The sequence below is a fragment of the Micromonospora aridisoli genome, from assembly GCF_056150025.1.
In genome coordinates this window covers 473409-498433 of record NZ_JAXCFK010000005.1, presented here as the reverse complement: position 1 = coordinate 498433, position 25025 = coordinate 473409, and the positions used below count along the sequence as shown (strand labels likewise).

At 71.6% G+C, this 25025-nt stretch carries 25 protein-coding genes; 10 read left to right on the top strand and 15 right to left on the bottom strand.

The features are described 5' to 3' along the window. Window positions 1-20: 20 nt before the first annotated feature. The 13 genes from SM447_RS14260 to SM447_RS14200 form a co-directional block, all read right to left on the bottom strand. The gene (locus SM447_RS14260; protein WP_474573242.1) at window positions 21-1109 is read right to left on the bottom strand and encodes a FecCD family ABC transporter permease; all 1089 of its coding nucleotides are present in this window, start codon (window positions 1107-1109) and stop codon (window positions 21-23) included. 133 nt (window positions 1110-1242) lie between these two features. After that, a complete protein-coding gene (locus SM447_RS14255) occupies window positions 1243-2370 on the bottom strand; it encodes an alanine racemase (protein ID WP_474573241.1) in 1128 nt (375 codons plus the stop codon). After that, on the bottom strand, window positions 2367-3995 hold the full coding sequence (locus tag SM447_RS14250; RefSeq protein ID WP_474573240.1) for an IucA/IucC family protein: 1629 nt from the start codon (window positions 3993-3995) through the stop codon (window positions 2367-2369). Before SM447_RS14250 ends, SM447_RS14255 begins: the two co-directional genes overlap by 4 nt. Then, window positions 3992-5614, bottom strand: coding sequence for an IucA/IucC family protein (locus SM447_RS14245; protein WP_474573239.1), 1623 nt, complete (start codon window positions 5612-5614; stop codon window positions 3992-3994). The genes SM447_RS14250 and SM447_RS14245 overlap by 4 nt, the downstream gene beginning before the upstream one ends. Beyond that, on the bottom strand, window positions 5611-6780 hold the full coding sequence (locus SM447_RS14240) for an ATP-grasp domain-containing protein (RefSeq protein WP_474573238.1): 1170 nt from the start codon (window positions 6778-6780) through the stop codon (window positions 5611-5613). The genes SM447_RS14245 and SM447_RS14240 overlap by 4 nt, the downstream gene beginning before the upstream one ends. Before the next feature lie 25 nt (window positions 6781-6805). After that, the gene (locus SM447_RS14235; protein ID WP_474573237.1) at window positions 6806-7519 is read right to left on the bottom strand and encodes a siderophore-interacting protein; all 714 of its coding nucleotides are present in this window, start codon (window positions 7517-7519) and stop codon (window positions 6806-6808) included. A 99-nt stretch (window positions 7520-7618) separates the two neighbouring features. Continuing rightward, a complete protein-coding gene (locus SM447_RS14230; protein WP_474573236.1) occupies window positions 7619-7984 on the bottom strand; it encodes a hypothetical protein in 366 nt (121 codons plus the stop codon). Window positions 7985-8075: 91 nt separating this feature from the next. Continuing rightward, a complete protein-coding gene (locus tag SM447_RS14225) occupies window positions 8076-8465 on the bottom strand; it encodes a DUF1330 domain-containing protein (RefSeq protein ID WP_474573235.1) in 390 nt (129 codons plus the stop codon). 131 nt (window positions 8466-8596) lie between these two features. Further along, entirely contained in the window at window positions 8597-9004 is a 408-nt protein-coding gene (locus SM447_RS14220) for an arsenate reductase ArsC (RefSeq protein WP_474573234.1), read from the bottom strand. A 53-nt stretch (window positions 9005-9057) separates the two neighbouring features. Then, window positions 9058-9801, bottom strand: coding sequence for an aquaporin (locus tag SM447_RS14215; protein WP_474573233.1), 744 nt, complete (start codon window positions 9799-9801; stop codon window positions 9058-9060). A 35-nt stretch (window positions 9802-9836) separates the two neighbouring features. Then, a complete protein-coding gene (locus SM447_RS14210; protein ID WP_474573232.1) occupies window positions 9837-10496 on the bottom strand; it encodes an arsenate reductase ArsC in 660 nt (219 codons plus the stop codon). Continuing rightward, window positions 10493-11179, bottom strand: a complete 687-nt coding sequence (locus SM447_RS14205) for an arsenate reductase/protein-tyrosine-phosphatase family protein (protein ID WP_474573231.1) — start codon at window positions 11177-11179, stop codon at window positions 10493-10495. Before SM447_RS14205 ends, SM447_RS14210 begins: the two co-directional genes overlap by 4 nt. A gap of 70 nt (window positions 11180-11249) precedes the next feature. Further along, window positions 11250-12071, bottom strand: a complete 822-nt coding sequence (locus SM447_RS14200; RefSeq protein WP_474573230.1) for a DUF3152 domain-containing protein — start codon at window positions 12069-12071, stop codon at window positions 11250-11252. Window positions 12072-12214: 143 nt separating this feature from the next. Between SM447_RS14200 and SM447_RS14195 the strand changes: the two genes are divergently transcribed. Both SM447_RS14195 and SM447_RS14190 read left to right on the top strand, forming a co-directional pair. Further along, the gene (locus SM447_RS14195) at window positions 12215-12718 is read left to right on the top strand and encodes a SigE family RNA polymerase sigma factor (protein WP_474573287.1); all 504 of its coding nucleotides are present in this window, start codon (window positions 12215-12217) and stop codon (window positions 12716-12718) included. Then, a complete protein-coding gene (locus tag SM447_RS14190; RefSeq protein WP_474573229.1) occupies window positions 12715-13449 on the top strand; it encodes a hypothetical protein in 735 nt (244 codons plus the stop codon). The genes SM447_RS14195 and SM447_RS14190 overlap by 4 nt, the downstream gene beginning before the upstream one ends. A 51-nt stretch (window positions 13450-13500) precedes the next feature. On the opposite strand, the gene SM447_RS14185 is transcribed toward SM447_RS14190, so the two are convergent. Next, a complete protein-coding gene (locus tag SM447_RS14185; protein ID WP_474573228.1) occupies window positions 13501-14112 on the bottom strand; it encodes a DUF6879 family protein in 612 nt (203 codons plus the stop codon). Window positions 14113-14751: 639 nt separating this feature from the next. Between SM447_RS14185 and SM447_RS14180 the strand changes: the two genes are divergently transcribed. Beyond that, a complete protein-coding gene (locus SM447_RS14180; protein ID WP_474573227.1) occupies window positions 14752-15438 on the top strand; it encodes a YoaK family protein in 687 nt (228 codons plus the stop codon). Here the strand turns inward: SM447_RS14180 and SM447_RS14175 are convergent. Then, window positions 15413-15811, bottom strand: coding sequence for a hypothetical protein (locus SM447_RS14175; protein ID WP_474573226.1), 399 nt, complete (start codon window positions 15809-15811; stop codon window positions 15413-15415). The genes SM447_RS14180 and SM447_RS14175 overlap by 26 nt on opposite strands. 86 nt (window positions 15812-15897) lie before the next feature. Here SM447_RS14175 and SM447_RS14170 point away from each other — a divergent pair, with 86 nt between their 5' ends. The 7 genes from SM447_RS14170 to SM447_RS14140 all read left to right on the top strand — a co-directional run bounded on the left by SM447_RS14170 (window position 15898) and on the right by SM447_RS14140 (window position 25017). Beyond that, on the top strand, window positions 15898-16518 hold the full coding sequence (locus tag SM447_RS14170) for an L-threonylcarbamoyladenylate synthase (protein ID WP_474573225.1): 621 nt from the start codon (window positions 15898-15900) through the stop codon (window positions 16516-16518). 185 nt (window positions 16519-16703) lie between these two features. Next, window positions 16704-19079 (top strand): tetratricopeptide repeat protein, encoded by a 2376-nt coding sequence (locus SM447_RS14165; RefSeq protein ID WP_474573286.1) that lies wholly within the window; start codon window positions 16704-16706, stop codon window positions 19077-19079. Window positions 19080-19375: 296 nt separating this feature from the next. Beyond that, complete coding sequence (locus SM447_RS14160; RefSeq protein ID WP_474573224.1) at window positions 19376-19981, top strand: hypothetical protein; 606 nt, start codon at window positions 19376-19378, stop codon at window positions 19979-19981. 202 nt (window positions 19982-20183) lie between these two features. Beyond that, window positions 20184-20978, top strand: coding sequence for an SCO2525 family SAM-dependent methyltransferase (locus SM447_RS14155; protein ID WP_474573223.1), 795 nt, complete (start codon window positions 20184-20186; stop codon window positions 20976-20978). Between the two features lie 299 nt (window positions 20979-21277). Next, window positions 21278-23119: an SCO2524 family protein gene (locus SM447_RS14150; RefSeq protein WP_474573222.1), complete on the top strand. Its 1842-nt coding sequence runs from the start codon at window positions 21278-21280 to the stop codon at window positions 23117-23119. Further along, window positions 23120-24049, top strand: a complete 930-nt coding sequence (locus SM447_RS14145; RefSeq protein ID WP_474573221.1) for an SCO2523 family variant P-loop protein — start codon at window positions 23120-23122, stop codon at window positions 24047-24049. It abuts the gene before it with no gap. Further along, window positions 24049-25017, top strand: coding sequence for an SCO2522 family protein (locus tag SM447_RS14140; RefSeq protein WP_474573220.1), 969 nt, complete (start codon window positions 24049-24051; stop codon window positions 25015-25017). The genes SM447_RS14145 and SM447_RS14140 overlap by 1 nt, the downstream gene beginning before the upstream one ends. Window positions 25018-25025: the final 8 nt, after the last annotated feature.

Below are 25025 nucleotides of genomic sequence, written 5' to 3'. Positions count from 1 at the left end.
CTCCTCGGCTCATCGGGCGCTCAGGCGCCGGTGGCGTGCAGACGACGGATCAGGATCAGCAGGAAGGGCGCACCGAGCAGGGCGGTGATGATGCCGATGGGGATCTCCTGCGGGGCCAGCAGCACGCGGGCGAGCACGTCGGCCCAGACCAGCAGGATGGCCCCGAGCAACGCGGCGACCGGCACCACGCGCACGTGCGGTGCGCCGACGATGCGGCGGGCGAGATGCGGCACCACGAGGCCGACGAAGCCGATGCTGCCGGCGGCGGAGACCAGCACGCCGATGGCGAGCGACACCAGCACGAGCAGCCGGAGCCGGAACCGGTCGGGTGACACGCCCAGGGTCTGCGCGGTCTCGTCGCCGATGGCCAGCACGTCGAGCCGTCGCCCGACGACGGTCAGGTAACCGATCATGCCGACGAGCACGATCGCGGCGACCAGCAGCAGGGCGTTCCACCGGGCCAGCCCGAGGGAGCCGAGCAGCCAGAACATCACCGATCGGGCGCCCTCGGCGGAACCGGAGGCGAAGATCAGGAAGCTGGTGGTGGCGTAGAGCGCGTATCCGACGGCGACGCCGGAGAGCAGCAGCCGGATCGAGGTCACCCGCCCGCCGCTGCGGGCGATCAGGAAGACCAGCAGCGACGCGGCGAGCGCGCCGAGGAAGGCGCTGGTGGACAGGGCGTACTGCCCGAAGCCGACGCCCGCGCCGAACAGGATCGCCGCGGCGGCCCCGCTGGAGGCGCCGGAGTTGATGCCCAGCAGGTACGGGTCGGCCAGCACGTTGCGCACCATGGCCTGCAACGCCACCCCGCACACGGCCAGCCCGGCACCGACCAGCATGCCGAGCAGCACCCGGGGCAGCCGGACCTGCCAGACGATGGCCTCCTGCGGAGGTGTCCAGGTCACCTCGCCGGGCAACCCGACGAGGTGGTGCCCGATGATCCGGGCCACGGTCGCCGGTGGGATACCGACCGCCCCGGACCCGACCGCGGCCACCCCGGTGAGGATCAGCCCGACCGTCAGGGCGAGCAGCCAGATCCCGGTGCGGCGGCGCTGCGCCGCGACGCCGAGCGGGTCCTGCTGCTTCCGCCGTAGGGCGGTGGCGGTCACCGTACCCCCAGTGCACTCACCTTGCTCTTGCAAATCCTTGGCAACAAGCTAACAGTAAGATCAGGGGAGGGGAAGGCGGATGAGTCGTTGCTCACCGCAGGTTCGCACCGATCGGATCGGCATCACCGCGCCGTCAACGGCCCCAGTCGCGGGCCACGTCGAACGGATCTCCTGCCCTGAACTCGGGCGGATCGTGCATGAGGAAGTCGCGGTGGCTGATGTTCCACGCGTAGGCGCCGGCCATTCCGAAGACGAGGACGTCACCGACCGCGATCGGGCCGCTGGCGACGTCCCGGGCCAGCACATCCTTCGGGGTGCAGAGCTGACCGACGACCGTGACCGGGCCGCCGTCGGTACGCGGCCCGTCGCCGCCCCGGGGCACCACCACGTACGGCTGCGAGTGCCCCTTGGCCGCCGGGGTACGCAGATGGTGGGTGCCGCCGGCGACGATCACGAACCACCGGCCCTGGGACCGCTTCACGTCGACCACCTCGGTGACGTACGACCCGCAGTAGACCGCCACGGCGCGACCGGGCTCGATCCGGAGCCGGACCGTCGGGTGCTCGTCCAGCACCTCGCCGAGCAGCCGTCCGTAGCCGGGCCAGTCGAATCGGTGGTCCGGGCGGCTGTAGTCCACGGCCATGCCCCCGCCGACGTTCACCTCCTCGGCCCCCACCTGCCGTACCGCCCAGTCGGTCACCGCGCGCGCCACCACCGCGGCGGTCGGCGCGTCGAGACCGCTGGCCAGGTGGGCGTGCACGCCGTGGACCCGGACACCGTCCGGCGGGTCGGCGGCGAGTCGGACCGCCTCCTGCGGGTCCATCCCGAACGGGCTCGCCTGCCCACCCATGACCAGGACCGCGCCCGGCGTCGCGACCGGCAGGTTCACTCGCAGCAGCACGTCGACCGTGCGCCCGGCGGCCCGGGCCAGGGCGGCCAGGCGGTGCAGTTCGGCGGCGGACTCGACGTGTACCCGGCCCACCCCGGCGGTCAGCGCGGCCGCGAGATCCGCGTCGGTCTTGCCCGGCCCGGCGAAGGCGGCCGCCCGCCGGTCGGGCAGCACGGCCGCGAGATGACGCAGCTCGCCGCGACTGGCCGCCTCGAAACCGTCGACCGTGGCGGCGAGGGTGCGCAGGATGCCGGGATCGGGATTGGCCTTGACCGCGTAGAGCAGCCCGACCCGGGCGGGCAGCGCCGCCCGGACGGTGGCGGCGTGCGCGGCGAGGGCGGCGAGGTCGTAGACGTACGTCGGACGGGTCATCCGACGCCGCCCAGCGGATTGGGCACCGCCACGTAGGGTGCCTGCTGGTCGGGTGCCCGGTGCCAGCGGACCAGCAGGTTCGCCTTCGTCGCGAGCGGAGCGCCGGCGAGCAGCGGGGCCAGCTCGGCCGGCTCACCCAGGCGCGCGTACGTCGCCTCGACGGCCCGGCGGACCGTCCGCCACAGCCGGGGCTCGACGCCGGGGTGACCGTCGGCGAGCGCACCGGCGAGACCGGCGAGATGGTTGACGAAGAGGCAGTAGATGACGCGGCGGGAGGACTGCGCGGGAGTGTAGGCGGCCTGCCGGGGAACCCGGTCCGGCCAGCTCGCCAACCGGCCGCGGTCCAGCTTGAGTCCCTCCAGGTCACGCAGGATCAGGCGGGTCGGGCGGCCGTCCGGGTCCAGCACCACCAGCACGTTCTGCAGGTGCGCCTCGTGCACCACACCGTGGTCGAGCCACAGTCCCAGGACGGTGGGGACCAGGAGGTCGACGTAGACCCGCCACCAGTCGAGCGGGTCCGGCACGGCCAGCGGCGCGGTGGCCAGCGCCGCCGCCAGGGTCACCCGCTCGCCCGGCCGCAGATGCTCGCGCACCCCGGTGCGCAGGATCGTGCCGTACGCCTCGTCCGCGCCCGGCAGGTCGACGGTCCGGTAGCCGGGCTCGCGCAGCAACCCGACCCGCGCGGGAAGGGGCACGGTGGACAGGAACCGGGTCAGCGCCACCGCCCCGGCCAGCTCGTAGCGGGCATTCTTGCGCAGGCAGTTGGTGATGCGTACGTGCAGGCTGGTCTTGAGGAAGAGGTCGACCGAGGAGGCGTAGAGGGTGCGGACACTCGCGGTCGGCCGCACCGGCACGCCGGCCGGACCGATCCGGCGCAGCCTCGGGTCGGCCGGCGGCACCAGCGAGAGCTGCCACGGGTGCACCGGCAGCAGGTGGTGCCCGGGTGGCGCGGCCGGCGGTTGCAGCGGTGCGATCAGCTCGTCGAAGGGCCCGTCGCCCGCCACCAGGTCGGTGGGCACGGCGAGCCAGCTCAGCCGGAAGGCGCTGCGCAGCTCCGGGGCGTAGCGACACCAGCTCGCCGGATCCCCGCTGCGCCACTTCGGACTCGGGTGGTGCGGGTGCCCGTGCACCAGGGACTGTTCGGAGTCGACGTAGCCGTCCACCACCGGGTCGCCGATCGGGGTGGGGTCGCTCGACGGGCGTCGTCGCAACAGGGTGGCCAGCGCGTCCCGGCTGCCGAGCACCTGTTCGACGAACTCGTCGTTGGCGAGCCCGGTGCGGGCGGTCAGCTCGGCGGCGAGCAGCCGGGCCAGCCGCGCGCCGTCGACCGGTGTGTCGACTGCCGGCGGACCCGGCACGGCCGGGGTGGTCGTTCCCGCCGTCGGTCGGCAGTGGACCGGACCGGTGTAGCGGTGCGCCAGCACGGGGGAGACCCGCGCCAGCCGGCAGGAGAGCGTCAACCCGAGGTGTGGCAGCCGGATCTTGAGAAGCTCACCGACGGTCTCGGCCGCACCGTCGGGCGCGGCGACCTCCCGCAGGTAGCAGGAGAGCAGGGTGTGCGCTGCGGCCAGGTCGGCGCAGTGGTCCGCGGGCCGGGCGGCGGCCTCGGCCGTCCGAGGCGTCACGAGGCGCTCCGCAGGTAGTTGGGGCCGGTGCGGAGGTAGTACTTGTTCACGTCGGTGCAGCCGAGCCGCTGCTTGGGCAGCAGCGTGCCGGCGGTGAGCATCGCCTTGACCGGCAGCCGGTCGGCGGTGAGGACCCGGTCGACCAGCCGTCGCGTGCCGGGTGTGTCGCCCCACCTGTCGCGGGCGGCGCGCAGCCGGGGCGGGAGCGCCTCGGCGGGGGAGGGCACCTCGACGCCCTGCTCCGCCAGGGCGAGCAGGGGTGCCGCCGCGGCCAGGTGCAGGGTGATCGTGACGAACATGTCGGCCAGCTCCCCGGGGTGGCGGATCCACATCCGCTCGTCGCGCAGCCGCACCTGGTCCGCGTACCGGGGATCCAGCCGGGCACCGTCGTTGTCCTTGTAGAGCAGCCGGAGCGGACCGGTGTCCGGCAGGACCAGGTGGATGTTCTGTGGATGTGCTTCCAACGCCACTCCGTACCGTAACCACAGGCAGACGTGCCAGTCGAGCAGGAGATCCAGATAGGACCCGAGCAGCCGGGCCGGTTCGTCACCGCCGATCCGCTGGGCGACCGTGCCGGCGACGGGGTCCGCCGCCGCGAGTGCGGCCACCGGCACCACGGTCGCCCGGTCCAGGCCGGCGGGCAGCCGGCGCAGCAGAAAGGACCGCAGCTCGTCGCCGTCGCAGTGGCCGTGGGTGCCCTCGTCGACGTGGATGATCCGGTCGGCGAACCGGGGCTGCGCCGCGGCGATGCGGCCGAGCAGCGCGGCCACCTCGGCTCCGTCGGACATCGAGTCGGGCGCGAGGGTACGGCGGTTCCGGGCGCCCAGGCTCGCGGTCGGCAACGGCAGCTTCAGATGTGTCGTCGGATAGCTGTCGAGGGCGACGGTCCGCATCGACAGGGTGGGTCGCACGGTCACGACCGGGTGGTCCAGCACCGGCAGGGCCGACCGGTCGGCGGTGAGTGGATGCACCGGCAGCAGGACCTGGCCGGCCCGGCCCGGCGTCGGCCACCAGGCGGGCAGCCGGCCGTTCAGCCGTAGGGTCCGCGCCGGTACGGGCAGCCAACGCAGGGCGAACGTGGGGGCGTGCTCCGGCGCGTACCGGAGCAGCTCGGCGCCGTCGAGGCCGTGGCGGCACCGGTCGGTGGGGTAGACGGCATGGCCGGCGTGCGCGGCGAGCACGTCGTCCAGGAGCGCGCCGCCGAGGCCGGTGGGCGAGCCGACCCGGGCGGCGGTGATCCGGGCGTACGTGTGGGACCGGGTCGCGGTGGCCAGCCGTCGGGCGAGCAGGTCCTGCCGACATTCGTCGGTGAAGGTGCGCCACCCCTGCTCGGCGTCGGGGTCGTCGTGCGGCGCGAGCAGCTCCAGCAGTTCCGCCAGGGTGCCCACCCGACGGGGCGTCCGGCGGGGTGGATGCACGTGCAGCTCGGCGCGGGCGAGCCGGACGGCGTGCTGGAAGCCGTCGGGACGCACCGGCAGTCGTAGCCGGCCGGTGGGGTGCGGTGCCTGCCACCAGCCGTGGCCGTCGGGCCCGCCGCGGCTGCTCAGCCCGAGATGGTCCTCGCGCAGCAGGGCGTTCAGGACGCGGTGGAACAGCTCCTGCTCGTCGGGGTCGGTCACGGGGCGATCACCCAGTCGAGTTCCGCGCGGAACTCGACGAGTGCACGTGCGACGGCGGCCGGATCCGACCCGATGCCGTGCAGGACGGCCAGGTAGTCGCGGTTGGTGCCGGTCCAGCCGGCGGTGCTGCCGACCGCACGTAGCGGGCGGCAGCCGAGCCGCACCCCGGCGCGTACCGCGTCGACGGGGCCGGGGGCGGCGACCAGCATGCCGCCCCGGTCGGCGCAGACGTACTCGACCCGGGCGGTACGTGTGATCGCGGCCGGGTCGGGCACGCCGAGACCGGCCACCGACTCGCCGAGGTGCAGCCGGATGACGTACTCGAACAGGGGTACCCCGAGCAGGTCGGCGAGGATGAGGTCCATCCGGTCACCGATCAGCCGGTCGTTGACCTCGATGAGGCGGGGCCGGCCGTGGTGCACGACGAACTCGGTGTGACATGCGCCGAACCGTACGCCGAGCGCGTCCAGTTGGGCCCGCAGCCCGGCGGCCGCCGCCGGGGAAGCGGGCGCCCACTCCAGACACAGCTCGGTGAAGGTGGGCGGCGCGCCGAGCGTCGTACGCCAACCGCCGAGCCCGGTCAGCGTCTCGCCGTCACCGAGGGTGTCGTGGGTGTGGACGTCGCCGGACAGGTACTCCTCCACCACCAGGAACACGTCCGGGCGGCGACGGCGGATCTCCGTCACCCGCCGGGCCAGGTCGGCCTCGTCGGCCACCAGGTAGGCGTCCTCGCTGGCGACGCCGTCCCGGGGCTTGACCACGGCGGGAAAGACGTCGAAGGTGGCCGGGTCTTCCGGGGCGAGCACCCGGGCGCGGACCACGTCGAGGCCGGCCTCGGCGACGGCGCGCCGCATGGCGGCCTTGTCCTTGCAGCGGCGGGCCGCCTCGGGGTCCTTGCCGGGCAGACCGAGTCGGCGGGCGGCGATCGCGGTCGCGGCCTGGAGATGATCGCTGTTGGAGAACAGACCCACCGCGGCGGGCCCGCACCGGACCGCCTCGGCGACGGCGTACGGGTCCCGCACCGGGCAGCCCCGCACCGGCACCGCGTCGGGCCAGTCGTCGGGCCGGTCGGTCAGCACGGTGACCGGCAGACCGAGAGCGTCGGCGGCCGGCAGGAGGCCGTCGAGCACGGCGTCGGTCGGGTTGAGGGCGGTCAGGTACAGCATCGGAGGCCGGCTCGGCGGTGGCCGGTCACCGCGCGCGCCAGTAGGCGAGCGCCTCCACCTGCTCCTTGCCGACGCTAAGCCCTCGTCTCAGGTGTTTGACGATGCTACGGGTGCTGGCCGCCTCGCAGGCCACCCAGTACAGGGCGTCTTCGCGGCCGGTGCCGAGTGCCGTGGTGACGGTGTCCACCAGGTGAGCGCCGTCGTCGCGGCGCGGCACCCACACCACCTCGTCGTGCGGGCGGCTGCGCAACGGCAGATTCCGTTCGCCGTCGTGGGCGTACTCGAGCCAGACCGTCGCCGACGCGGGCCCGGCGGCGTCGAGCAAGCTGTTGATCGCCGGTAGCGACGCCGCGTCGCCGACCAGATAGAGACGGGCGGGTGCCGGGTCGGGCAGCGTGAACGAACTGCCCTGCACGGTCGCCTCGATGGTGTCTCCCGGACGAGCTTCGGCGGCCCAACGCGCCGCGCAGCCATCGTGCAGGGCGAACACGAGATGGAATTGTCCGCTGTCGGCGTCCGGGTCGACCAGCGTGTAGGCCCGCTGGTGCGGGCGGCCCGCGTTGTCGAACCACAGCCGGATCCACATGGTGGGGTGCACGCCGCAGGTGCGCAGCAGGTCACCCCCGTCGATGAGTAGCCGCTGGTAGCGGTCGCCGACCGGCTCGTTGTCGAGGACGGTGAGTTGGAAATTCCTGCCACCGAAGGCCTTGAGTACGAGAGCTTCCCAGTTGCGTTTCACGTGGTCCTCCACCGTGGATACGTTCGGCTGCCGAAGAGCGTTTCCATCGGCGACGGCATCCCCGGTAGCGGGACGGTCCGTCGCCGGTTGCATGGCTTGTCAGGGCCTGGGATAGAGCGGCAGCGCGCAGACGGCGAAGGTGCGGCCCGGCCACTCGACGGCGAGGTCGGGATCGTCGGACGCGCCCAGGTCACGCCACCACAGCGTCTCCGATGGCAGCGGGCAGCCCAGCACCGTACCCACGAGCCGACCGTCGGCGTACCCGAGCGCCGCCTCGAAGCCGGGAGCCTCGGCGGTCCAGCCCAGCCGTTCCTCCACCGACGGCACGCGGTGGTCGAGCAGGTCCAGGTCGGTGGCGTGCACGCGACGGTAGATCTCGGCGAGCGCCTCGACATCGACCTCGCCGGTGGTGACGACGGTGCTGTCCAGATCGCCGATCGCCTCGGCCACAGCAGGCGACGACATCAGCCCTCCCCGGAGTTTGGTTAGGCATACCTAACCAGGCGATCGGTGACCGGGCAAGTCCCGCCGCGGGTGCGTTCCCGGCCCGAGCCGGTCAGGACGGCCTGATGCCATCTCGCGGCATCCAGGGGCGGGTGGGCTGAAGCACGGCGTCGCGCAACGCGTCCCGACGCAGGTGGGCGATCCGCTGGTAGTCGGGATCGGCGAGCATGCGGCTGAACGCCCGGCGGGTCGGGTAGCGCACCAACAGAACCGCGTCCCACTGCTGACCCGCCGTGGCGACGAGCGGGTCGTCGCCGTCGCCGGCGTAGAGAACCTCCACCCCGTAGCGTGGTGCGACGGTCGTGGCGAAGGCCTTCGCGTACTGCTGGTACCGCGCGCGGCCACCGTCGACGAACCGCAGCAGGTTGAGCATGACCACCGGGTCGTCGGGTCCGGCGGCGAGGAAGCCGTGGGGTAGACCCTCGCTGCTGTCCGCCGTCATCGCTGCCTCCGATCTCGCGACTGGAAGCAGTATTCCGGCGTCGATGGTGGGATCGTCAATGGAAACCAACGTGGGATTTTGCACTAACAGTGCATCTGGTTGATCGTGTTTCGCCATGGGAACGGCAGGCGTCAGCCCGCCGTCCGCAGCTCGGTCAAGAGCTTCTCGACCCGGGTACGGATCTCGTCGCGGATCGGGCGGACCGCCTCGACACCCTTGCCGGCCGGGTCGTCGAGCTTCCAGTCCTCGTAACGCTTGCCCGGGAAGACCGGGCAGGCGTCGCCGCAACCCATGGTGACGATCACGTCGGAGGACTCCGCCGTGGCGTACTCGAGCAGCTTGGGCCGCTGGTCGGTGATGTCGATACCGACCTCCCGCATCGCCTCGACGGCGGCCGGGTTGATCCGGTCGGCGGGCGCGGAGCCGGCGGAGCGGACCTCGACGGTCTCTCCGGCGAGGTGGCGCAGCCAGCCGGCGGCCATCTGTGAGCGGCCGGCGTTGTGGACGCAGACGAACAGGACGCTGGGCTTGTCGCTCATCGGATGCCTCTCGTGTGATGCGGGTCGTGGGTGGCGGGCTGGATGCGTGGAGGTCATGGGCGGTGGCTCGTGGCCGCCTGGTCGTCGGCCGGCACCACGACCTGGTCGGCGGCGGCGCCGGCGTCGGGGTAGAGGGCCGCCAGCAGCCCGACACCGACGGCGAGGCCGGTGACCTGTGCCACCACGAAGCCGGGCACCGAGGTGGGGGCGATGCCGGCGAAGGTGTCGGTGAACGCCCGACCGACGGTGACCGCTGGGTTGGCGAACGACGTGGACGAGGTGAACCAGTAGGCCGCACCGATGTACGCGCCGACGGCCGCCGGTGCCACCGGAGCCCGACCCGAGCGGGCGAGCGCGAAGACGAGCAGGACCAGACCGGCGGTGGCCACGATCTCACCGAGCCACAGGTTGCCGCCGCTGCGGTCCCTACCGGCGAAGCTGATCGCGGCGAGGCCGAACATCAGGTTGGCCAGCACCGATCCGGCGACGGCCCCCAGCACCTGCGCCGCCACGTAGCCGGCGAGCTCCCGGGGGGTGAGGCCGGTGCCGGATCGGCGGCCGAGCAGCCAGTCGGCGGTGGAGACGACCGGATTGAAGTGGGCTCCGGACACCGGCCCGAACATCAGGATCAGCACGCCGAGAGCGAACGCCGTGGCGATCGAATTCTGCAGCAGTTGCAGACCGACGTCGTCCGGAGACAGCGCGGTGGCCATGATGCCGGAGCCGACCACGGCGGTGACCAGCAGGGCGGTTCCGGTGAACTCGGCCAGCAGGCGCCGCCAGAGTGCGATGATCATCGGTTGTGCTTCTCCTCGGTGGGCGGGTGCACCGGCTATCGGGTGGGGACGTTCAACTCGTCGAGGAGGCGTCGTACCCGCCGCTCGATCTCGTCGCGGATCGGTCGGACGTCGTGCACGTCGAGACCGGCCGGGTCGGCGAGCTCCCAGTTCTCGTAGCGGGTGCCGGGGAAGACCGGGCAGGCATCACCGCAACCCATGGTGACCACCACGTCGGCGGCCCGGACCACCTCGTCGGTCCAGGGCTTCGGGAACTCGTCGGAGATGTCGATGCCGCGTTCGGCCATGGCTGCCACGGCCGCGGGATTGATCTCGGTGCCCGGTTCGCTGCCGCCGGACCAGGCCACGGCGCCGTCGCCGGCCAGGTGGGTGAGGAAACCGAGGGCCATCTGCGAGCGGCCGGCGTTGTGGGTGCACAGGAACAGCACGACGGGCCGGCCGTCGCGGTGGTGGCCCTCGACCCGGGCCAGTGCCTGGAGACGCTGCCGGGCGAAGCGTTCCGCGAGCAGCGGGAGGTAGTGGGGGATCCGGCCGTCGACGGCGAACTGGTCGTAACTGCTGTGCAGGAAGCGCTCGATCGTCTCGGCGCCGTACGTGCCGTGGAATTCGGCGGCGAGACGGGTGGCGGCCGTGCGGAGGGCCAGGTGCTGGTCGACCGAGAGGTCGGGGCGCGGGCTGCGGGCGAGGTGGGTCATCGTGGGTCTCCGGGTAGGACGGCGGGCGCGAGCCGGGCGACCCGGTCGGCGAGGTCGGCGTAGGCGGACTCGAACGCGTCGTCGGTGTCCACCCGGACCGGGTCGGGTACCGACCAGTGCAGCCTGGGGCGTAGCTGGTCGGTCAGCCCCTCGTGGGCGTTGTCGCAGACGGCGACGATGAGGTCGTCGCTCCGTACGACGTCCGCGACGTGAGCGGTGCCGGTCGGGTCGAGGTCGAGATGATGGCGATGGGCCACGGCGACCGCGCGGGGGTGGACCCGGGCAGCGGGGTGGGTGCCGGCCGAGGCGGCGGCACCGCGGGTGCGATGTCTCCACAACGCGGCGGCCAGCTGTGAGCGGGCCGAGTTGTGGGTGCAGACGAAGACCACCCGGTTGACGCCGGCCAGTCGAGGGGTGGCCAGGGCGGCGAGGGTCTCGGGGCGCAACTGGAGGTAGGTGCGGCGCCGGTCACCCTCGGACCGGACCCGCACCACCAGGTTGGCCTGGGTGAGGACCTTGACGTGGTGGGCGACCAGGTTCGTCGGCATGTCGAGGCGGTTGGCGATCTCGCCGGGAGAGGCGTCGCCGAGGGTGAGCGCATCCACGATCGCCAGGCGCGCCGGATCGCCGAGCGCCGCATGGGTACGCGCCCGCGCCGCCAGGGAAGAAAGCTCAACCTCCATAGAGTCAAATATCGCTGACTAATCTCGGACTGTCAACCGGGCGGCCGGCCCCCCACCACCCCGAGGTCGATCAACCGGGCAGGCCGCGATCCCGAGGCGGGATCGGGTCGTGGTACGCGCCGGGGCGGCCGGAGTAGCGCCGGCCGTTCAGATAGGGCGACGCGTTGGCCGTACAGCCGTGCAGTCCGAGCGTCTGCTGCTGCATCACCGGCGCGGGCCGGCCCCGCCCCGGACACCGCTCGTGGCCCAGGCCGAGCCGGTGCCCGACCTCGTGGTTGATCACGTACCGCCGGTAGACGGCAAGGCTCGCGCCGTAGTCCGGCACACCCTTGACCCAGCGGGCCACGTTGATGACCACCCGATCACCGTTACGGCAGGAGGTGTAGCCGTCCGGTACGTCCTGGCACAGCACGTCCCGGGTGCCCGGGGTGGCCAGGTAGACGGTGAAGTCCGCCCGCTGTCCTGGCCCGACCCGACGCAGCCGCCAGGTCCCGTCGGCGGTCCAGCCCTGCGGATCGGACAGCGTCCGGGTGACCTCGTCGGCGAACCCGGCCACCGGCAGGCCGCGGATGTCGCGCTCCACCGCGACCCGGTACCGCAGCAGGCGACCCGGACCCGGCGCGCTCGGCGGCTCTTCGTCGGCTACCGCCCACCGTCCACCGCCGTGGGCGGGATAGCTCACCACGCGCGGCGGGGCCGAGGTGCCGGCGACCGGTCCGGCCGCGGTGACCGGCGGCGGCGTGACCGGTCCGATCGGCGCCCCCGTGGCCGGGGGGTCCGGCTGGGCGGGCGGCGGTGGGGTGCAACCGATGAGCACTCCGGTGAGCAGCAACGCTGGCAACAGGTGCGCACGGCCGCGCCCGGGCCGGGCCCGCGTAGTGTTCGGCGACATGCTTCCTCCCTCGGTGCGCGCCGCCGATCGGTGGCGCGCAGGAGGAAGGACGAACGACCGGTCCGAAGAGTTGATCTACCGCAGTCTCAACCTTCTGGGCCTCCCGCCCGTCCTGTCCGGCGTGAGGTGTGCACGAGGTGGCCATGGCCCGGGGTGACGCGGAGTTCGCGGAGTTCGCCCGGGCGGCGTCCGGGCGGCTGGTGCATGCCGCCTTCCTGATGACCGGTGACCATCACCAGGCCGAGGACGCCGCGCAGACCGCCCTGGTCCGCACCTACGCGGCGTGGAGCCGCGTACGCGACGACGACGCCTACGGGTACGCCCGCACGGTGCTGGTCAACCACCTCGTCGACCGCTGGCGGCGGCCGATCCGCGAGTACCCGAGCGACGACATCCCGGAGCGGCGTGGCGGCGACATCGCCGACGAGGTGGCCACCCGGCGCTGGCTGCTCGGTGTGCTCGCTTCCCTCACTCCCCGGGAACGGGCCATCGTCGTGCTGCGCTACTACTTCGACCTGCCGGAGGCACAGGTGGCCCGCGAACTCGGCGTCTCGCTGGGCACGGTCAAGAGCACCGGTTCCCGGGCCCTCGGAAAGCTGCGTACGGCCGGCGCGCAGCCGCAGGCCGTCGAGGGGAGGCACCGGTGAACGAGGTGGAACGCCTCCGTGCGGCCATGCGGGCGACGGAACCGGACGGATGGGAGTCGCTCGACCTGGACGCGGTGATGCGACAGGGCCGGTCGTTGCGTCGCCGCCGCCGGGCCGCTACCGGTGCCGCCGCGCTGCTGTCGGTGACGCTGGTCGCCGTCGGCGTCACCGCCGCGGTACGGTCCGCTCGTCCGCCCGGGCAGCCGCCACCGCCGGCACCTGCCGCCACCGCGCCGCCGACCTCCGCCGCCGTGACCTCCACCCCTCCTCCCGGCGCCGAGAACCGGAAAGTGCTCGGGGCGGTGGTGACCAGCGGCATCAGGTACGGCGACGACGAGCGGGTCTTCTACTTCGTCCGGGTCGAGCTGCCCCGGGCGCGGGACGTCACGATCGGGCTGGTCGCCGGTCGCCGGTCGGACGACGGCACGTTGATCCCGGACTACCTGGTCAACGACGTCGAGGGCAGTGATCGTCGGCCCGGGTTCCACGAGATCGGCTACGAACCGTCCCCCCTCGGGTCGAAACTCGCCCCGGTGCCCACGTTCGGGTACTTCGTGGGCCCCGCTCAGCAGATCGTCGGAACCGTCGACGGTCGCCGGGTCACCGCCCGGATGAAACAGTGGAGCGTGGACACCGACGTGGTGATCTTCTGGTTCGATCCGCAGACGTTGACACCGGGGCGGCGACTGGACGGCATCGTGGCCCGCGACGCGCGGGGCCGCCTGCTCTGAGCCGCCCGTGACCGGGCACCGGGTAGCTGGACGGGTCGATTCCCACCATCCTCAGACGCCGGTGGCGTCCGATGGGCCCGCCACCTCGCGGCGAAAGTAGTCCGCCAACCGTTCGCCCGCGCGGTGCAGGTCGACGACCACCTGCCGGCACTCCCGGACCAGGTCGGCGTCGGTGTAGCGGTCCGCGCCGACGAGCCCGCCGTCGACGTCGTAGCGCAACTCGTAGAGCGTCTCGTCAGCCACCGTGACGAGTTCCGGCAGCGGCTCGCCGCCCTCCAGCGGCGTCACCTGCGACGGCCCGACGACCCGGATGTCGGTGCCGCACTCCGCCCGGACCCGCAGCACGTGCAGGTTCCATCGCACGTACTCGCTCAGCGGCGGCTCCACCACCCGTACCCAGTGCAGCGTGATTCCGTGCCGAGCCATCCGTCGGTGCTCGGCGGCGATCTGCTCTCGATCCACCTCGAGCAACCGCATCGACTCGGGCCAGTCGCCCCGGTCGAACGCCTCCCAGACGCCGTAACCCGGTTCGAGGAAATGCTGCCGCCGTTCCAGTTTCCAGACCTGAGCGCCGTCCACGGCCCAGAACCGGTCCCAGAAGTCCTTCAGGTACTCGTCCCGCCCCAGCCGCCTGCTCTCCGCCTGATCGAGCAGCTCACGCATGGGCTCACCTCCCGTCTCGCCGAGCGGTGTAGAGCAGTTGGCGGTTGAGGTTCGCCAACTCCACGAGGTCCGGACCGACTCAGTGGAGTCGACCGACGTCGCTGGCGGCCAACGTAGCCGGCGTCGACGAAGCGCTGCACGGCGGCGCGAACGCTCGTGGCCGGCTCCTCGGGATGCACCGTCCGCACCCGACGCACGATCTCGTCCGCGCTGCGGCTGCCGTCCATGCTTTCGAGCAGGCTCCAGATCGCACCGCTGGGATCCGCCACCTCGGCGGCTGTGCCGTACGTCGGGCCGCCGATCCGGATCCGGCCGTCGGCGATCCGGTAGGGGGCGTGCTCCGGTTTGACGCGTGGACGCCGCATGGCCTCTCCCCGTGTGCCACTTCGGCTGACTACGTCCTGCCAATCCAGCCTGCCGACGGCCGGCACGCTTGTCAACGCATCGAGGCCGTTCGCTCCGTCCGCCGGGACCGGTTCGGCCGGCGGCGGAGAGTCCGCCGGCCGCAGCGCTCCATCGGGGCTGGTCTCCGGCCCTTCGGGCTAAACTCCGGTGCGGGACGATCGCCCCTGCTCACACCCGCTCCCACGGCCCGCCACGCGGTGGGCCGCCCGCTCGTCCGCGAGCCTCGGAAGGGTCATGACCAGGACGTACGATGTGCCGCTGCTGATGCTGACCGTGGCGACGGGGGCGATCGACGGGGTCAGTTTCCTCGCCCTGGACCGGGTCTTCACCGGCAACATGACGGGCAACGTGCTCTTCATCGGGCTTGGTCTCGGCGGCGCTCCCGGCCTGTCGGTGTCCAACAACCTGGTGGCCCTGCTCGCGTTCGCCGTCGGCGCGATCCTCGCCGCCCGGGCGACCAGTGGGGCGCCGGGTCCGTCGCGGTTGCCCCGTTCCGGCGTGGTGGTGCTGACCGTTGGCGCCGGTCTGACGCTCGCACTGGCCGCGCTGTGGCTGGTCACCAGCACTCTCGGCGACGTCGAGGTGCTGGTCATGACCGGGTTGCTCGCGGTCGTGCTCGGTGCGCAGGCCGCGGTGGTGAGGCACGTCGGGATCCGTGATCTCTCCACGGTGGTGGTGACGATGGCCATCGTGAATCTCGTGGCGGACAGCCGGATCGCGGGTGGTGTCGGGCGGGCGTGGGTGCGGCGGTTCGCCGCGATCATCGCGATGGGCCTGGGTGCCCTCGGCTCCGCGATCCTGACCCTGCGGGTCGACGCGTGGGTGGCGTTGCTCGCGTCCGGGGTGGTGATGGCGGTCGGCACGGCGATGATCGCGGTGGTGCGCCGGCGGGAGATCAGCGCAGCCGACGACGGCCGCTGAACCAGTCGCGGGAAACCCGGGCGTTGAGGGCCCAGACCACCCAGGCCAGCAGGCCCAGGCCGACGATCGTGATCGCGCCGAAGAGGCCCAGCGAGGCGGCGGCCAGCAGACCCGCCAGGGCGTACGCGGGCCAGGGTGCCCAGCGTCGGCGAGCTGCCAGGCTGACCGCGACCAGTCCGCACGCGGCGGCCATCACGGCGAAGAAGACGACGGCGCCGAACGAGCCGGTCGCGGCCAGTAGCCGGTGCACCGTCGCGAGGGTGAACAGCAGTGACAGCAGCGCGAAGGCGAGCACGGTGACCCGTACCGGGGTTGGCGTCGTGCGGGGCCGGAGCATCTCCCCGTAGCCGCCACCGGGCGTGGGTACGACCATACGGACAACGATGGACGTCGACGTCTGCCGGGGCGCGCCACTGTCGGTAAGCCGACAACGGACGGGGGCGCTCTAAGCTTCGGCCCATGGCGAGGTACTTCGACGTGCACCCGGACAACCCGCAACCGCGCATCATCGGCCAGGTGGTCGACATCGTCCGCGCGGACGGGCTGATCGCCTACCCCACGGATTCCTGCTTCGCCCTGGGCAGTCAGCTGGGCAACAAGGACGGCATGGACCGGATCCGCGAGATCCGCCACCTCGACAGCGGTCACCACTTCACCCTGGTGTGTCGCGACTTCGCCCAGCTCGGGCAGTTCGTGCAGCTGGACAACGCGGTGTTCCGGGCGGTCAAGGCGGCCACCCCCGGCCAGTACACCTTCATCCTGCCGGCCACGAAGGAGGTGCCCCGGCGGCTGTGGCACCCCCGGAAGAAGACCGTGGGGGTACGCATCCCCGCGCATCCGGTCACCCGCGCGCTGCTCGACGCGCTCGGCGAGCCGCTGTTGTCGAGCACGCTGCTGCTGCCCGGCGACGAGGAACCGTTGACCCAGGGCTGGGAGATCAAGGAGCGCCTCGACCACGCCGTGGACGCGGTGGTGGACGCGGGTGACTGCGGAACCGATCCGACCACGGTGGTCGACTTCTCCGACGGTGAGCCGGAGATCGTCCGGGTGGGGGCCGGCGACCCGACCCGTTTCGCCTGACAGCGGCGGCTTCCCCCGGCCGCGCCGTCGACGGCCGGACGATGGCTGGCCGCCACGCCCCCGTACCCCGTGGCGGCCGTCACCCCGTCTGATCCCAACACGGCCGCCCTCCCGTCGCGCGAAGTCCAAACGATTCCGTACGGGGGAGTGTGCATCGATTGTTATCGTCGCCAATCGTGGGTGTCATGAAGGCTGCCGCGTCCGATGGGCCACCCGACCCGGGGTCGGCCCACAGCCTCGACGAGCTGATCGGTTACCTGCGGGTACTCAAGCTCTGGGCGGGTGATCCCTCGTACGAGACGATCACCCGGCGGGTCAACGAACGGTGGCGGGCCGAGGGCCGTCCCGCCGACGAACTGGCCCGTCGGGGCACCGTCGTGGACTGCTTCAAGACCGGCCGTCGGCGGATCAACGCCGACCTGGTGCTCGCCGTCGTGCGGGCGTTGCACGACGAGACGGGCTACCTCGCGCACTGGCGACAGGCCCTACGGGTGAGCCTCGCCGAGACGACCGCGGCCGCCCAGGTGCGCGTGCTCGACCGACTTCCCGGCGACACGGGAGCCTTCACCGGCCGTCAGGTGGAGCTGGCGCGGCTCAGCGAGATGGCTGCGGCGACCGGCGGGTCGGCGGCGGCCCCGGACGAGGCCGGGCGCGCCGGGGAGGTCTGCGTGCTCGCCGGGATGGCCGGGGTCGGTAAGACACACCTGGCGGTACACGCCGGCCAGTCGCTGGTCGACGAGGGCCGCTTCGACACGACGCTCTTCGTCGACCTGCGTGGCTACCACCCGGATCCGGGGCAGCCGCCGGCCGAGCCCGGGGCGGTGCTCGACGGCTTCCTGCGGCTGCTGGGCATGTCCGGCCACGAGATTCCGTACGGCCTGGCCGAGCGGGCGACGGTGTTCCGCGAGCGGCTCGCGGGGCGGCGGGCCCTGGTCGTGCTCGACAACGCGGCCGGTGCGGAGCAGGTGCGCCCGCTGCTGCCGCGCTCGGCCGGGACCCTGACAATGATCACTTCCCGTCGCCGGCTCGCCGACCTGGACGAGGGTGTCCATCTCGACCTCGACCTGTTCACCGCGGAGGAGGCGGAGCGGCTGTTGATGCGGTCGGTCCCCGGCGTGGCGGTGGGCAGCGACCCGTCGGCGCACCGGCGCGTCGCGCTGCGCTGCGGGTACCTGCCGTTGGCGCTGAGCGTGGTCGCCGGCCAGATGGCCACGCGGCCCGGGTGGACGGTCACCGACCATGCCGACCGGCTGGACGAGCGGCACCGGCACCGCCGGCTGGACAGCGGGGTCGAGCTGGCCCTGCACCTGTCGTACCAGCATCTTCCCGAGCAGCGGCAGACGCTGCTGCGGCGGATGGCCGCCCATCCCGGCGCGGACCTGGACGAGCACGGCGCCGCCGCCCTGCTCGACACCGACCCGGCCGTCGCCGCGGCGCACCTGCGTCATCTCGCCGCCGAGTACCTGGTCGAGCAGCCCGTCGCCGGTCGGTACGCGTTGCACGACCTCGTCCGCGCCTACGCGGGGGAGCGGGGTCGCGAGGAGGACCGCCCGGCGGACCGTCGTGCCGCCCTGACCCGACTGCTCGACCACTACCTGTACAGCGCGGCGGCGGCGATGGAGGCGTTGTATCCGGCCGAGCGTCATCGTCGGCCGCCCCTGCCACCGCGGTCGCCGGTCGGGCCGCCGCTCGACAAGCCGAGGACCGCCCTGCGCTGGTTGGACGCGGAGCGGGCGACGCTCGTGGCGGTGTGTGTGCACGCGGCCCGCAACGGTTGGCCGCAGCACGCCGTGTGGCTCGCCGGCACCCTCTACGTCTACCTCGACAACGGCGGGTACCCGGCCGACGCGATCACCGTGCACACCGAGGCCGAGCACGCGGCACGGCAACTCGGCGATCCCGTCGCCGAGGCGACCGCCCTGACGAATCTCGCCGTGGTGTGCTGGCAACTGGGCCGTTACCCGGAGGGGATCAGCCATCTGGAACGGGCACTGCCGCTCTTCCGCGCCGCCGGTGACGGGCGTGGGGAGGCGCGGGTGCTGGGCAACCTGGGGGTCGTGCACAGCGCGGCCGGCTACTGGGAGCGTGCCGGTGGCTATCACGAGCTGGCGCTGGACCGCTTCGTCCAGATCGGTGACCGGGTCGGCGAGGCGAACACCTTGACGAACCTTGGTGCCGTCCACGAGCGGTTGGGCCGTCCGGGTGCGGCGGTCGAGCAGAACAGCCGCGCCCTGGCGATCTTCCGTGAGCTGCGGCATCTCGGCGGCGAGGCGACCGCGTTGAACAACCTGGGCGACGCCTACGTCGCGCTGGGCCGGTTCACCGACGCGGTCGAATGTTACGAACCGGCGCTCGCCCTGTTCCGCGACATCGGTGAACGGTACGGCGAGGCCTGTGTGCTCAACGGGCTGGGGCGGGCGTTGACCGGGCAGGGCGCACGGGACGAGGCGATCGCGCGGCACGTCGAGGCGTTGGCCCTGGCCACGGAGATCGACAGGCCCGAGGAGCAGGCCCGTGCCCGTGGCGCGCTCGCCCGCCTCGGCGAGCAGGCCGAAGCGTAGACGCCACCGACCGCCGCCTCCCACCAACAACCGGTCCATGATGTGTTTGCGGTCGAGTGACCGGTGCAGCGGCGTGTCGACTCACTCGACGACAGACGATCGAGGTCCATCCCGGCGCTTTCGTCGGCCTGGGCGAAAGTTCGGTCTTCGACTGCCGAACTATCGACGTCGGTGGTGGTGACGACTACGCTCCCAGGGCAACGACCGTCGATGCGAGGGGTGTCATGTCCCGTCGAACCGGAAGGCCCTCCTATCTGCTGACTCCCTCCGCGCGGCAGACGCGGACGAGGACGTGGATGATCGCTGTCGCCGCGGCGGCGGTCCTGGTGGCGGCACCGGTCGGCGGCGTGGTCGGGCACGCCGTGGGCCGGCCGGACCCGACCGAGGCGAGTGTGGCGCAACTGCGCCAGGCGGACGCCGAGCGGGACGCGCAGCAGATCGTCGAACTCACCGAGATGGCCCACCGCACGGGCGAGGAACTTGCGCCGATCATTCGTGCCGTCAGGCAGGAGGCTGAGGCCGGGCGCACCCCGGACCGGGCGCAGGTCGACCAGTGGCAGCAGACCATGCGGCGGCTGACCGCCCAGTTCGCCGATCCGCCATCGGGCATGACCGCCACGAACGTGGCCCGTGGGGGTCTGCGCAGCGCTGTCGATCAGGTGGCCGTCGCGGTCGACTCCGTCGCTCTGGCGCTGGCCGGTCCCGCCACCGGGCGCGCGGAGCGGATGACGCTGGCGGCGCGGCAGGCGACCCTCGCCGTCACCACGTGGTCGGTGGCCGCGACACAGCTCGACCAGATCAACATCGATGCCGGCCACGGTCACCAGCACGTCCACCTCGACGTCGGCGAGGTGGAGGGTGCCCTCGGCCCCGATGGCACGGCCGAGGGCACCGGCGGCTGACCGCCCGCCGTGGCGGCTGCCGCAAACGGCGGTCGCCGACACTGATCAATTGCCGGGGCCGAGGTCCGATAGACCGGTGCCCGCGTTCGCGTCGACGTCGACACTTGCGAGTCGGTATCGCATCCGATGCATAATGGGCAACGGGCTGAGCGCGTCGGAGCAAGGACCAAAGTGATCTGCCGACTTCAATGGAGGCACCTCCATGGCGTTGATTCCGGCGGCTGGTACAGGTTGCAGTGAACCGGCGACCCCGCCGCCACGAGTTGGGTCCCCCAAGGCGGTCAATTCCGAGGTCGAGTGGGACGGCTTCGACCCGCGCGCCTACGTCCAGCACAACTACTCCGTGCTGCGCGACGATGATCGCGAAATTCTCTGTCGGATCAGAGACTTCTTCGCGGACGCGAAGATTTCCCAGGCGGACTGTGTCGACGTGGGATCCGGTGCCAACCTTTACCCGGCGCTGTCCCTTCTGCCATTCGCGCGCAGGGTCGAACTCTGCGAATATTCCACGGCGAATGTGCGCTGGTTGCGAAACCAGATAAGCGGCTATGACGAGTGCTGGGACGCGTACTGGCAGGTGTGCGCGGAGCACTCGGCGTACGCGGCGCTCGCCGATCCCCGCGAACGCCTGGCGCGGGTGGGCCGGGTCTCCCAACTGAGCGTCTTCGACCTGCCCAGACGGGTCTGGGGCGCGGGCACCATGTTCTTCGTGGCCTGCTCGATCTCGGCGGACCGGGGCGAGGCGGAGCGTGCGATCGGCCGGTTCCTGGAGGCGTTGCACCCGGGCTCACCCTTTGCCGCCGCGTTCATGCTCGGTTCGAACGGCTACCGGGTCGGACAGCACTGGTTCCCGGCCGTGCGGCTGCACCGCGCGGAGGTCGTCGCGAGCATCGCGGCCGGCGCGTACGACGTGGACATGCACGAGGTGCGGCCCACGCCGTCGCTACGGGACGGATATCTGGGCATGCTGGTGGTGACCGGGCGTAGCCGTGGCTGACCTGACGCCCTGAACTCTTCTCGATCTCCCCCGGGGCGGTCGACCCACGGCAATGCCGGACTTCGCGCGGACTCACCACGCGCTCCGGAGCCGGTCGGGTTCATTGCCGAGGGTCGGATTTCCGCATCGCTCCCCGATGGACGCTCGGCCGGCCAGCTGCCCTGGAAGATCGGTACGCACGGGCGTACAGGTGACGCTTCGGCAGGGATACGATGATGGGTGCACGGCATCGTGGGTCATCGTGGGCCAGGCAATATCAGCAGCTCCGTTTCGACGACTACAGCAGACGGTGGTGGACCATGCGGATGCAGCCGCGCCAGGAGATTCTCGACATCTGGCGGGCCACGGTGCGTAGTTGCCTACGCAACGACGAATGGGACTGGGGCGGCCGGAGCGGGTCCAATTCCATCAGCGACGCGGAGCAACTGCTGACCCTGCTGCTGCCGGCGACGAAGATCCCGGTGTTGTCGCTGGACGATCCGGACCGCATCGACGAAGAGGTCATCGAGGCCCTCGGCGCTATCGGCGGCGCGATCGAGATTCCACGCCGCCTGGTCCGGATCATGACCGAGTACTTCGTGCGCTACACGGACGACAGCGGTGCGCCGACCTTCGGTGGCGGCAGCTACCTGACCCCTGTCGAGGGTGGTCCGGACCTCACCGAGGAGCAGCGGTCGATGGACATCGTCGACTCGTTCGCGGTGTCCGTTACGCTGACCCTGGCCACCATCGGTTTCGTCAAGATCTACCGGCCCTCCACGAAGCGACCCGACCTGCGGGCGCAACTGGACAAGTTGGAGGAGATGGCCAGCGTACGACTCACCGCGGCCATGGTCGGGCTGCTGCGCAGCTTCAGTACCTCCGTCTTCGCCGCGACCGACGAGTTCGGCATGCGGTTGTGCGACATGGTCAATCAGGACGAGTTGCCACGCCGCGAGGTGGTGGCCGCGTTGCGCGAGCAGTTGCGGGACACCATGGCGAGCCTGCGTAACGTCGTGGTCGGATCCGGTCAGGTCACCGAGGACCTGGACAACAGCGAGATGCTCTTCGAGTGCGGCTGGTCCTGGGGGACGATCGCCGGGGCCGAGAAGGTGGCGACGAGCGATCCCATCGGCCCGCAACGGGACGGCTCCGCGGAGAACGCACCCTACCTCTACTTCACCGTCATCGCGGTGGACGCCATCGACGATCTCAACTCCGAACGTACCCGTCTGCTCGGCCTGCTCAACGAGGAACAGCAGCGACTGTTCCGGATTCTTCAACTGCGTTGGGAGTTGACCCGTCGGTACTGGGCGACGGTGGCGACCTTCGGCAACCGTCGTCGGTGGCCGATCGAGGACATCCCCTGGCGTACCACCGACGGCGACCGGACCGACTACTACACCCTCCAGGCCACCTCGCTCGCGGTGAAGGGCCTGGTAGCCAGTGGGCGCGGTGGTGACGAGGAGTTCGGGCGGATCGCCAACGTGCTGGTGGAGCTGGCTCAGCGAGGCCGCATCACCCGGCGCGCCTCGCCCAACGAGGCGGCACTGGTCGTGCACGCACCGGGCAAGCAGGTGACTCTCAATGACGCCGAGTCGAAGCCGATCATGACTTGGAACGTCAACGAGTTCTCGACGGTGCTGCTGCAGCGGGCCACCACCGTCGCGGGGCTGCTGAACAATGCCCGGCGACGCAGCGAAGTGCTCGAACTCGCGGACGAGGTGTGGGAGCATCTGCTGCTGCGGCGCATTCCCGAGGGTCGGCACCAGGGGCTGTGGGACCACACCGGGGGAGCGTTCGCCGGACTGGCGCCGCTACCCGAGGCGCCCTCGTGGTACCTCACCGAGCGTGTGGTGCAGGCGCTGGTCAACGCCGGTCAGCTGCTCTGGGAGCGGCCGTTCCCCCGGGCGGGGAGCCTCGCCACGTACGCGCAGAACCTCATCGACGAGGCCGAGTACGTCTTCGACCGTGAACTGATGAGCGGCACGTTCGCCGGTGAGGCGATGCAGCGCACCATGCGCAGCATCCGGGCGACCCTGCGCCGAGCACAGTCGCTGGTGGACGAGCAGCCCGGTACGTCCGCCGCGCTGGCGAACACCCTGCTGCTCCAACTCAACGACATCACCACCGGCCAACAGAAGGCCAGCGAGGGGATCTAGATGCTGGTCTTCGTCACGTCGCACAAGGGTGGCACCGGACGCTCGGTGACCGCGGCGAACATCGCCTACCGCAGCGCCCTGTCCGGCCGCTCCACCTGCTACCTGGACTACGACTTCGGGTCGCCGACGGCCGGCATCACCTTCCAGATCCCACAGGCGACCAACGGCATCGAGGGTGCCGGCCCCAACGGGGGCGGCCTGCACCGATACCTTCGGGGCGAGATCCCGTCACCCGAGCAGTTGGACGTGTGGGGCACCTCGGAGCGGGTCAGCCTGCGGCAACGACCGACCGGGTCCGGCTCGCTGGTGCTGCTGCCCGGGCAGCGGAACGGCAGCGAGTTCGGCTTCACCGACGACATCGGCCGGCGCTGCGCCGAACTCTTCCTGCGGCTGGAGGAGGAGTTCGACCTGACCCTGGTGGATCTGAGCGCCGGTCGGTCGTACGCCAGCCAGATAGCGCTGGCGGCCACCGCCAACCGGACCTTGCGCAAGGTGACCGTACGGTGGCTGGTCTTCCACCGGTGGACGCCGCAGCACGTGATGGCGGCGGCGGACCTCGCCTTCGAGGCCGGTGGGATCCTGGCGATGGGCAAGGAGTACGGCCACGAGCCGGACCGGTTGCGGGAGTCGCTGCGGTTCGTACGGACCGCGGTGATCGATTCACGGGGCCCGGAGGTGGGTCACCTCGACCTGGCGCAGCAGGCCTTTCTCCGCAGGTGCGACGCGGAACTGGCGGAACTGGCTCGTAGGCGGGGCACCGGCCGGACCACGCTACTCGGCGCGGTTCCGCTGGACCCGCTGCTGCAGTGGCGCGAGCAGCTGATCTCGGACAATGACGTACAGACCAAGATCGCCAACGCCAGGACCGTGGACGCCTTCGTGGAGCTCACCGAGCGGCTCTTCGACGAGACGGCATGGGAGACCGTGTGATGAGCGTGGATGTCAGGTTTCAGGAGGCAGCCGCGGTGCGTCGTACGGAGAGCGTGCCGTACTCGCATCTGTCGGTGGAGTTGGGGCACGTCTACGCCGAGGATTTCGGCGACGGGTGCCGGGACCTGCGTCGCAAGTTCGCCCGGATCGCGGACTGGGCGCAGGCGATTCCGGCGGTGGCCCGCCGAGGGCTGCGTCCCCATCGGCAGCCCAGGATCAGCACGTGCTTCCTGGTCGACGACTACTTCCACCGGTTCGCCACCCCGCGCGAGGTGATTCCCCAGGTGCAGCAGGCTGCGGCGGAGCACGGGCTGGTGCTCGACTACGTGGCCCGCGAGTCGAGCTTCGCCCGCCACGACGATGTGGAACTGGCCCGGCTGGTGGTGGACACGCTGGTGGTGGAGCCGCCGCGACACACCACGGGAAGCCGGCCGCCACTGAGCGAGTCCGGCTGGCTGTCCAACGGCAAGCGTTCGCCGGGGCACGTCGACGCCCCCGCGATGACGCTGCCACTGCCGTGGTCCCCGCCGTTGCAGTCCGGCGACGCCCAGCACTCCATCTTCGTCGACGTCGAACTGTGGTCCGACGAGCCGGACCGCCGGGTGTGGGCCTGCGCGTTGCTCGCCTCGGTGTGGCAGATGACCAGGTTGGGTGTGCTGCGGCACCGCGGTCAGACGGTCACCCAGCCGTACCGGCTGTCGCCCGACGAGCCGTTGCCGACCGACTGGGACCGGCTGCCCGCGATCGTCCAGCTGAACCCGGACGCCACGCCGTTCTGCGGGTACCGCACGGTGACGTTGATGGACACCCGGTACCTGCCGGTTGAGCTGGCGGTGCGGACCATTCTCGGTCAGGTGGCGGTGCCACCCGCGGTCGCGCGGCAGGTCGCGAAGCGGGCCGGCAGTGAGGGTCTGGAACTGCCCGACGAACTGGTCGACCGGCTGAGCTACGTGTTCATCGGGGAGTGAACGCTGGC

Coding starts and splice junctions, on each gene's coding strand:
- SM447_RS14240 (WP_474573238.1), bottom strand. CDS start 6,780: ATGCTGTACCTGACCGCCCTCAACCCGACCGACGCCGTGCTCGACGGC.
- SM447_RS14180 (WP_474573227.1), top strand. CDS start 14,752: ATGACCAGGACGTACGATGTGCCGCTGCTGATGCTGACCGTGGCGACG.
- SM447_RS14185 (WP_474573228.1), bottom strand. CDS start 14,112: ATGCGTGAGCTGCTCGATCAGGCGGAGAGCAGGCGGCTGGGGCGGGAC.
- SM447_RS14195 (WP_474573287.1), top strand. CDS start 12,215: ATGGCCCGGGGTGACGCGGAGTTCGCGGAGTTCGCCCGGGCGGCGTCC.
- SM447_RS14140 (WP_474573220.1), top strand. CDS start 24,049: ATGAGCGTGGATGTCAGGTTTCAGGAGGCAGCCGCGGTGCGTCGTACG.
- SM447_RS14145 (WP_474573221.1), top strand. CDS start 23,120: ATGCTGGTCTTCGTCACGTCGCACAAGGGTGGCACCGGACGCTCGGTG.
- SM447_RS14165 (WP_474573286.1), top strand. CDS start 16,704: ATGAAGGCTGCCGCGTCCGATGGGCCACCCGACCCGGGGTCGGCCCAC.
- SM447_RS14160 (WP_474573224.1), top strand. CDS start 19,376: ATGATCGCTGTCGCCGCGGCGGCGGTCCTGGTGGCGGCACCGGTCGGC.
- SM447_RS14175 (WP_474573226.1), bottom strand. CDS start 15,811: ATGGTCGTACCCACGCCCGGTGGCGGCTACGGGGAGATGCTCCGGCCC.
- SM447_RS14215 (WP_474573233.1), bottom strand. CDS start 9,801: ATGATCATCGCACTCTGGCGGCGCCTGCTGGCCGAGTTCACCGGAACC.
- SM447_RS14255 (WP_474573241.1), bottom strand. CDS start 2,370: ATGACCCGTCCGACGTACGTCTACGACCTCGCCGCCCTCGCCGCGCAC.
- SM447_RS14205 (WP_474573231.1), bottom strand. CDS start 11,179: ATGGAGGTTGAGCTTTCTTCCCTGGCGGCGCGGGCGCGTACCCATGCG.
- SM447_RS14220 (WP_474573234.1), bottom strand. CDS start 9,004: ATGAGCGACAAGCCCAGCGTCCTGTTCGTCTGCGTCCACAACGCCGGC.
- SM447_RS14225 (WP_474573235.1), bottom strand. CDS start 8,465: ATGACGGCGGACAGCAGCGAGGGTCTACCCCACGGCTTCCTCGCCGCC.
- SM447_RS14230 (WP_474573236.1), bottom strand. CDS start 7,984: ATGTCGTCGCCTGCTGTGGCCGAGGCGATCGGCGATCTGGACAGCACC.
- SM447_RS14200 (WP_474573230.1), bottom strand. CDS start 12,071: ATGTCGCCGAACACTACGCGGGCCCGGCCCGGGCGCGGCCGTGCGCAC.
- SM447_RS14155 (WP_474573223.1), top strand. CDS start 20,184: ATGGCGTTGATTCCGGCGGCTGGTACAGGTTGCAGTGAACCGGCGACC.
- SM447_RS14170 (WP_474573225.1), top strand. CDS start 15,898: ATGGCGAGGTACTTCGACGTGCACCCGGACAACCCGCAACCGCGCATC.
- SM447_RS14150 (WP_474573222.1), top strand. CDS start 21,278: ATGCGGATGCAGCCGCGCCAGGAGATTCTCGACATCTGGCGGGCCACG.
- SM447_RS14210 (WP_474573232.1), bottom strand. CDS start 10,496: ATGACCCACCTCGCCCGCAGCCCGCGCCCCGACCTCTCGGTCGACCAG.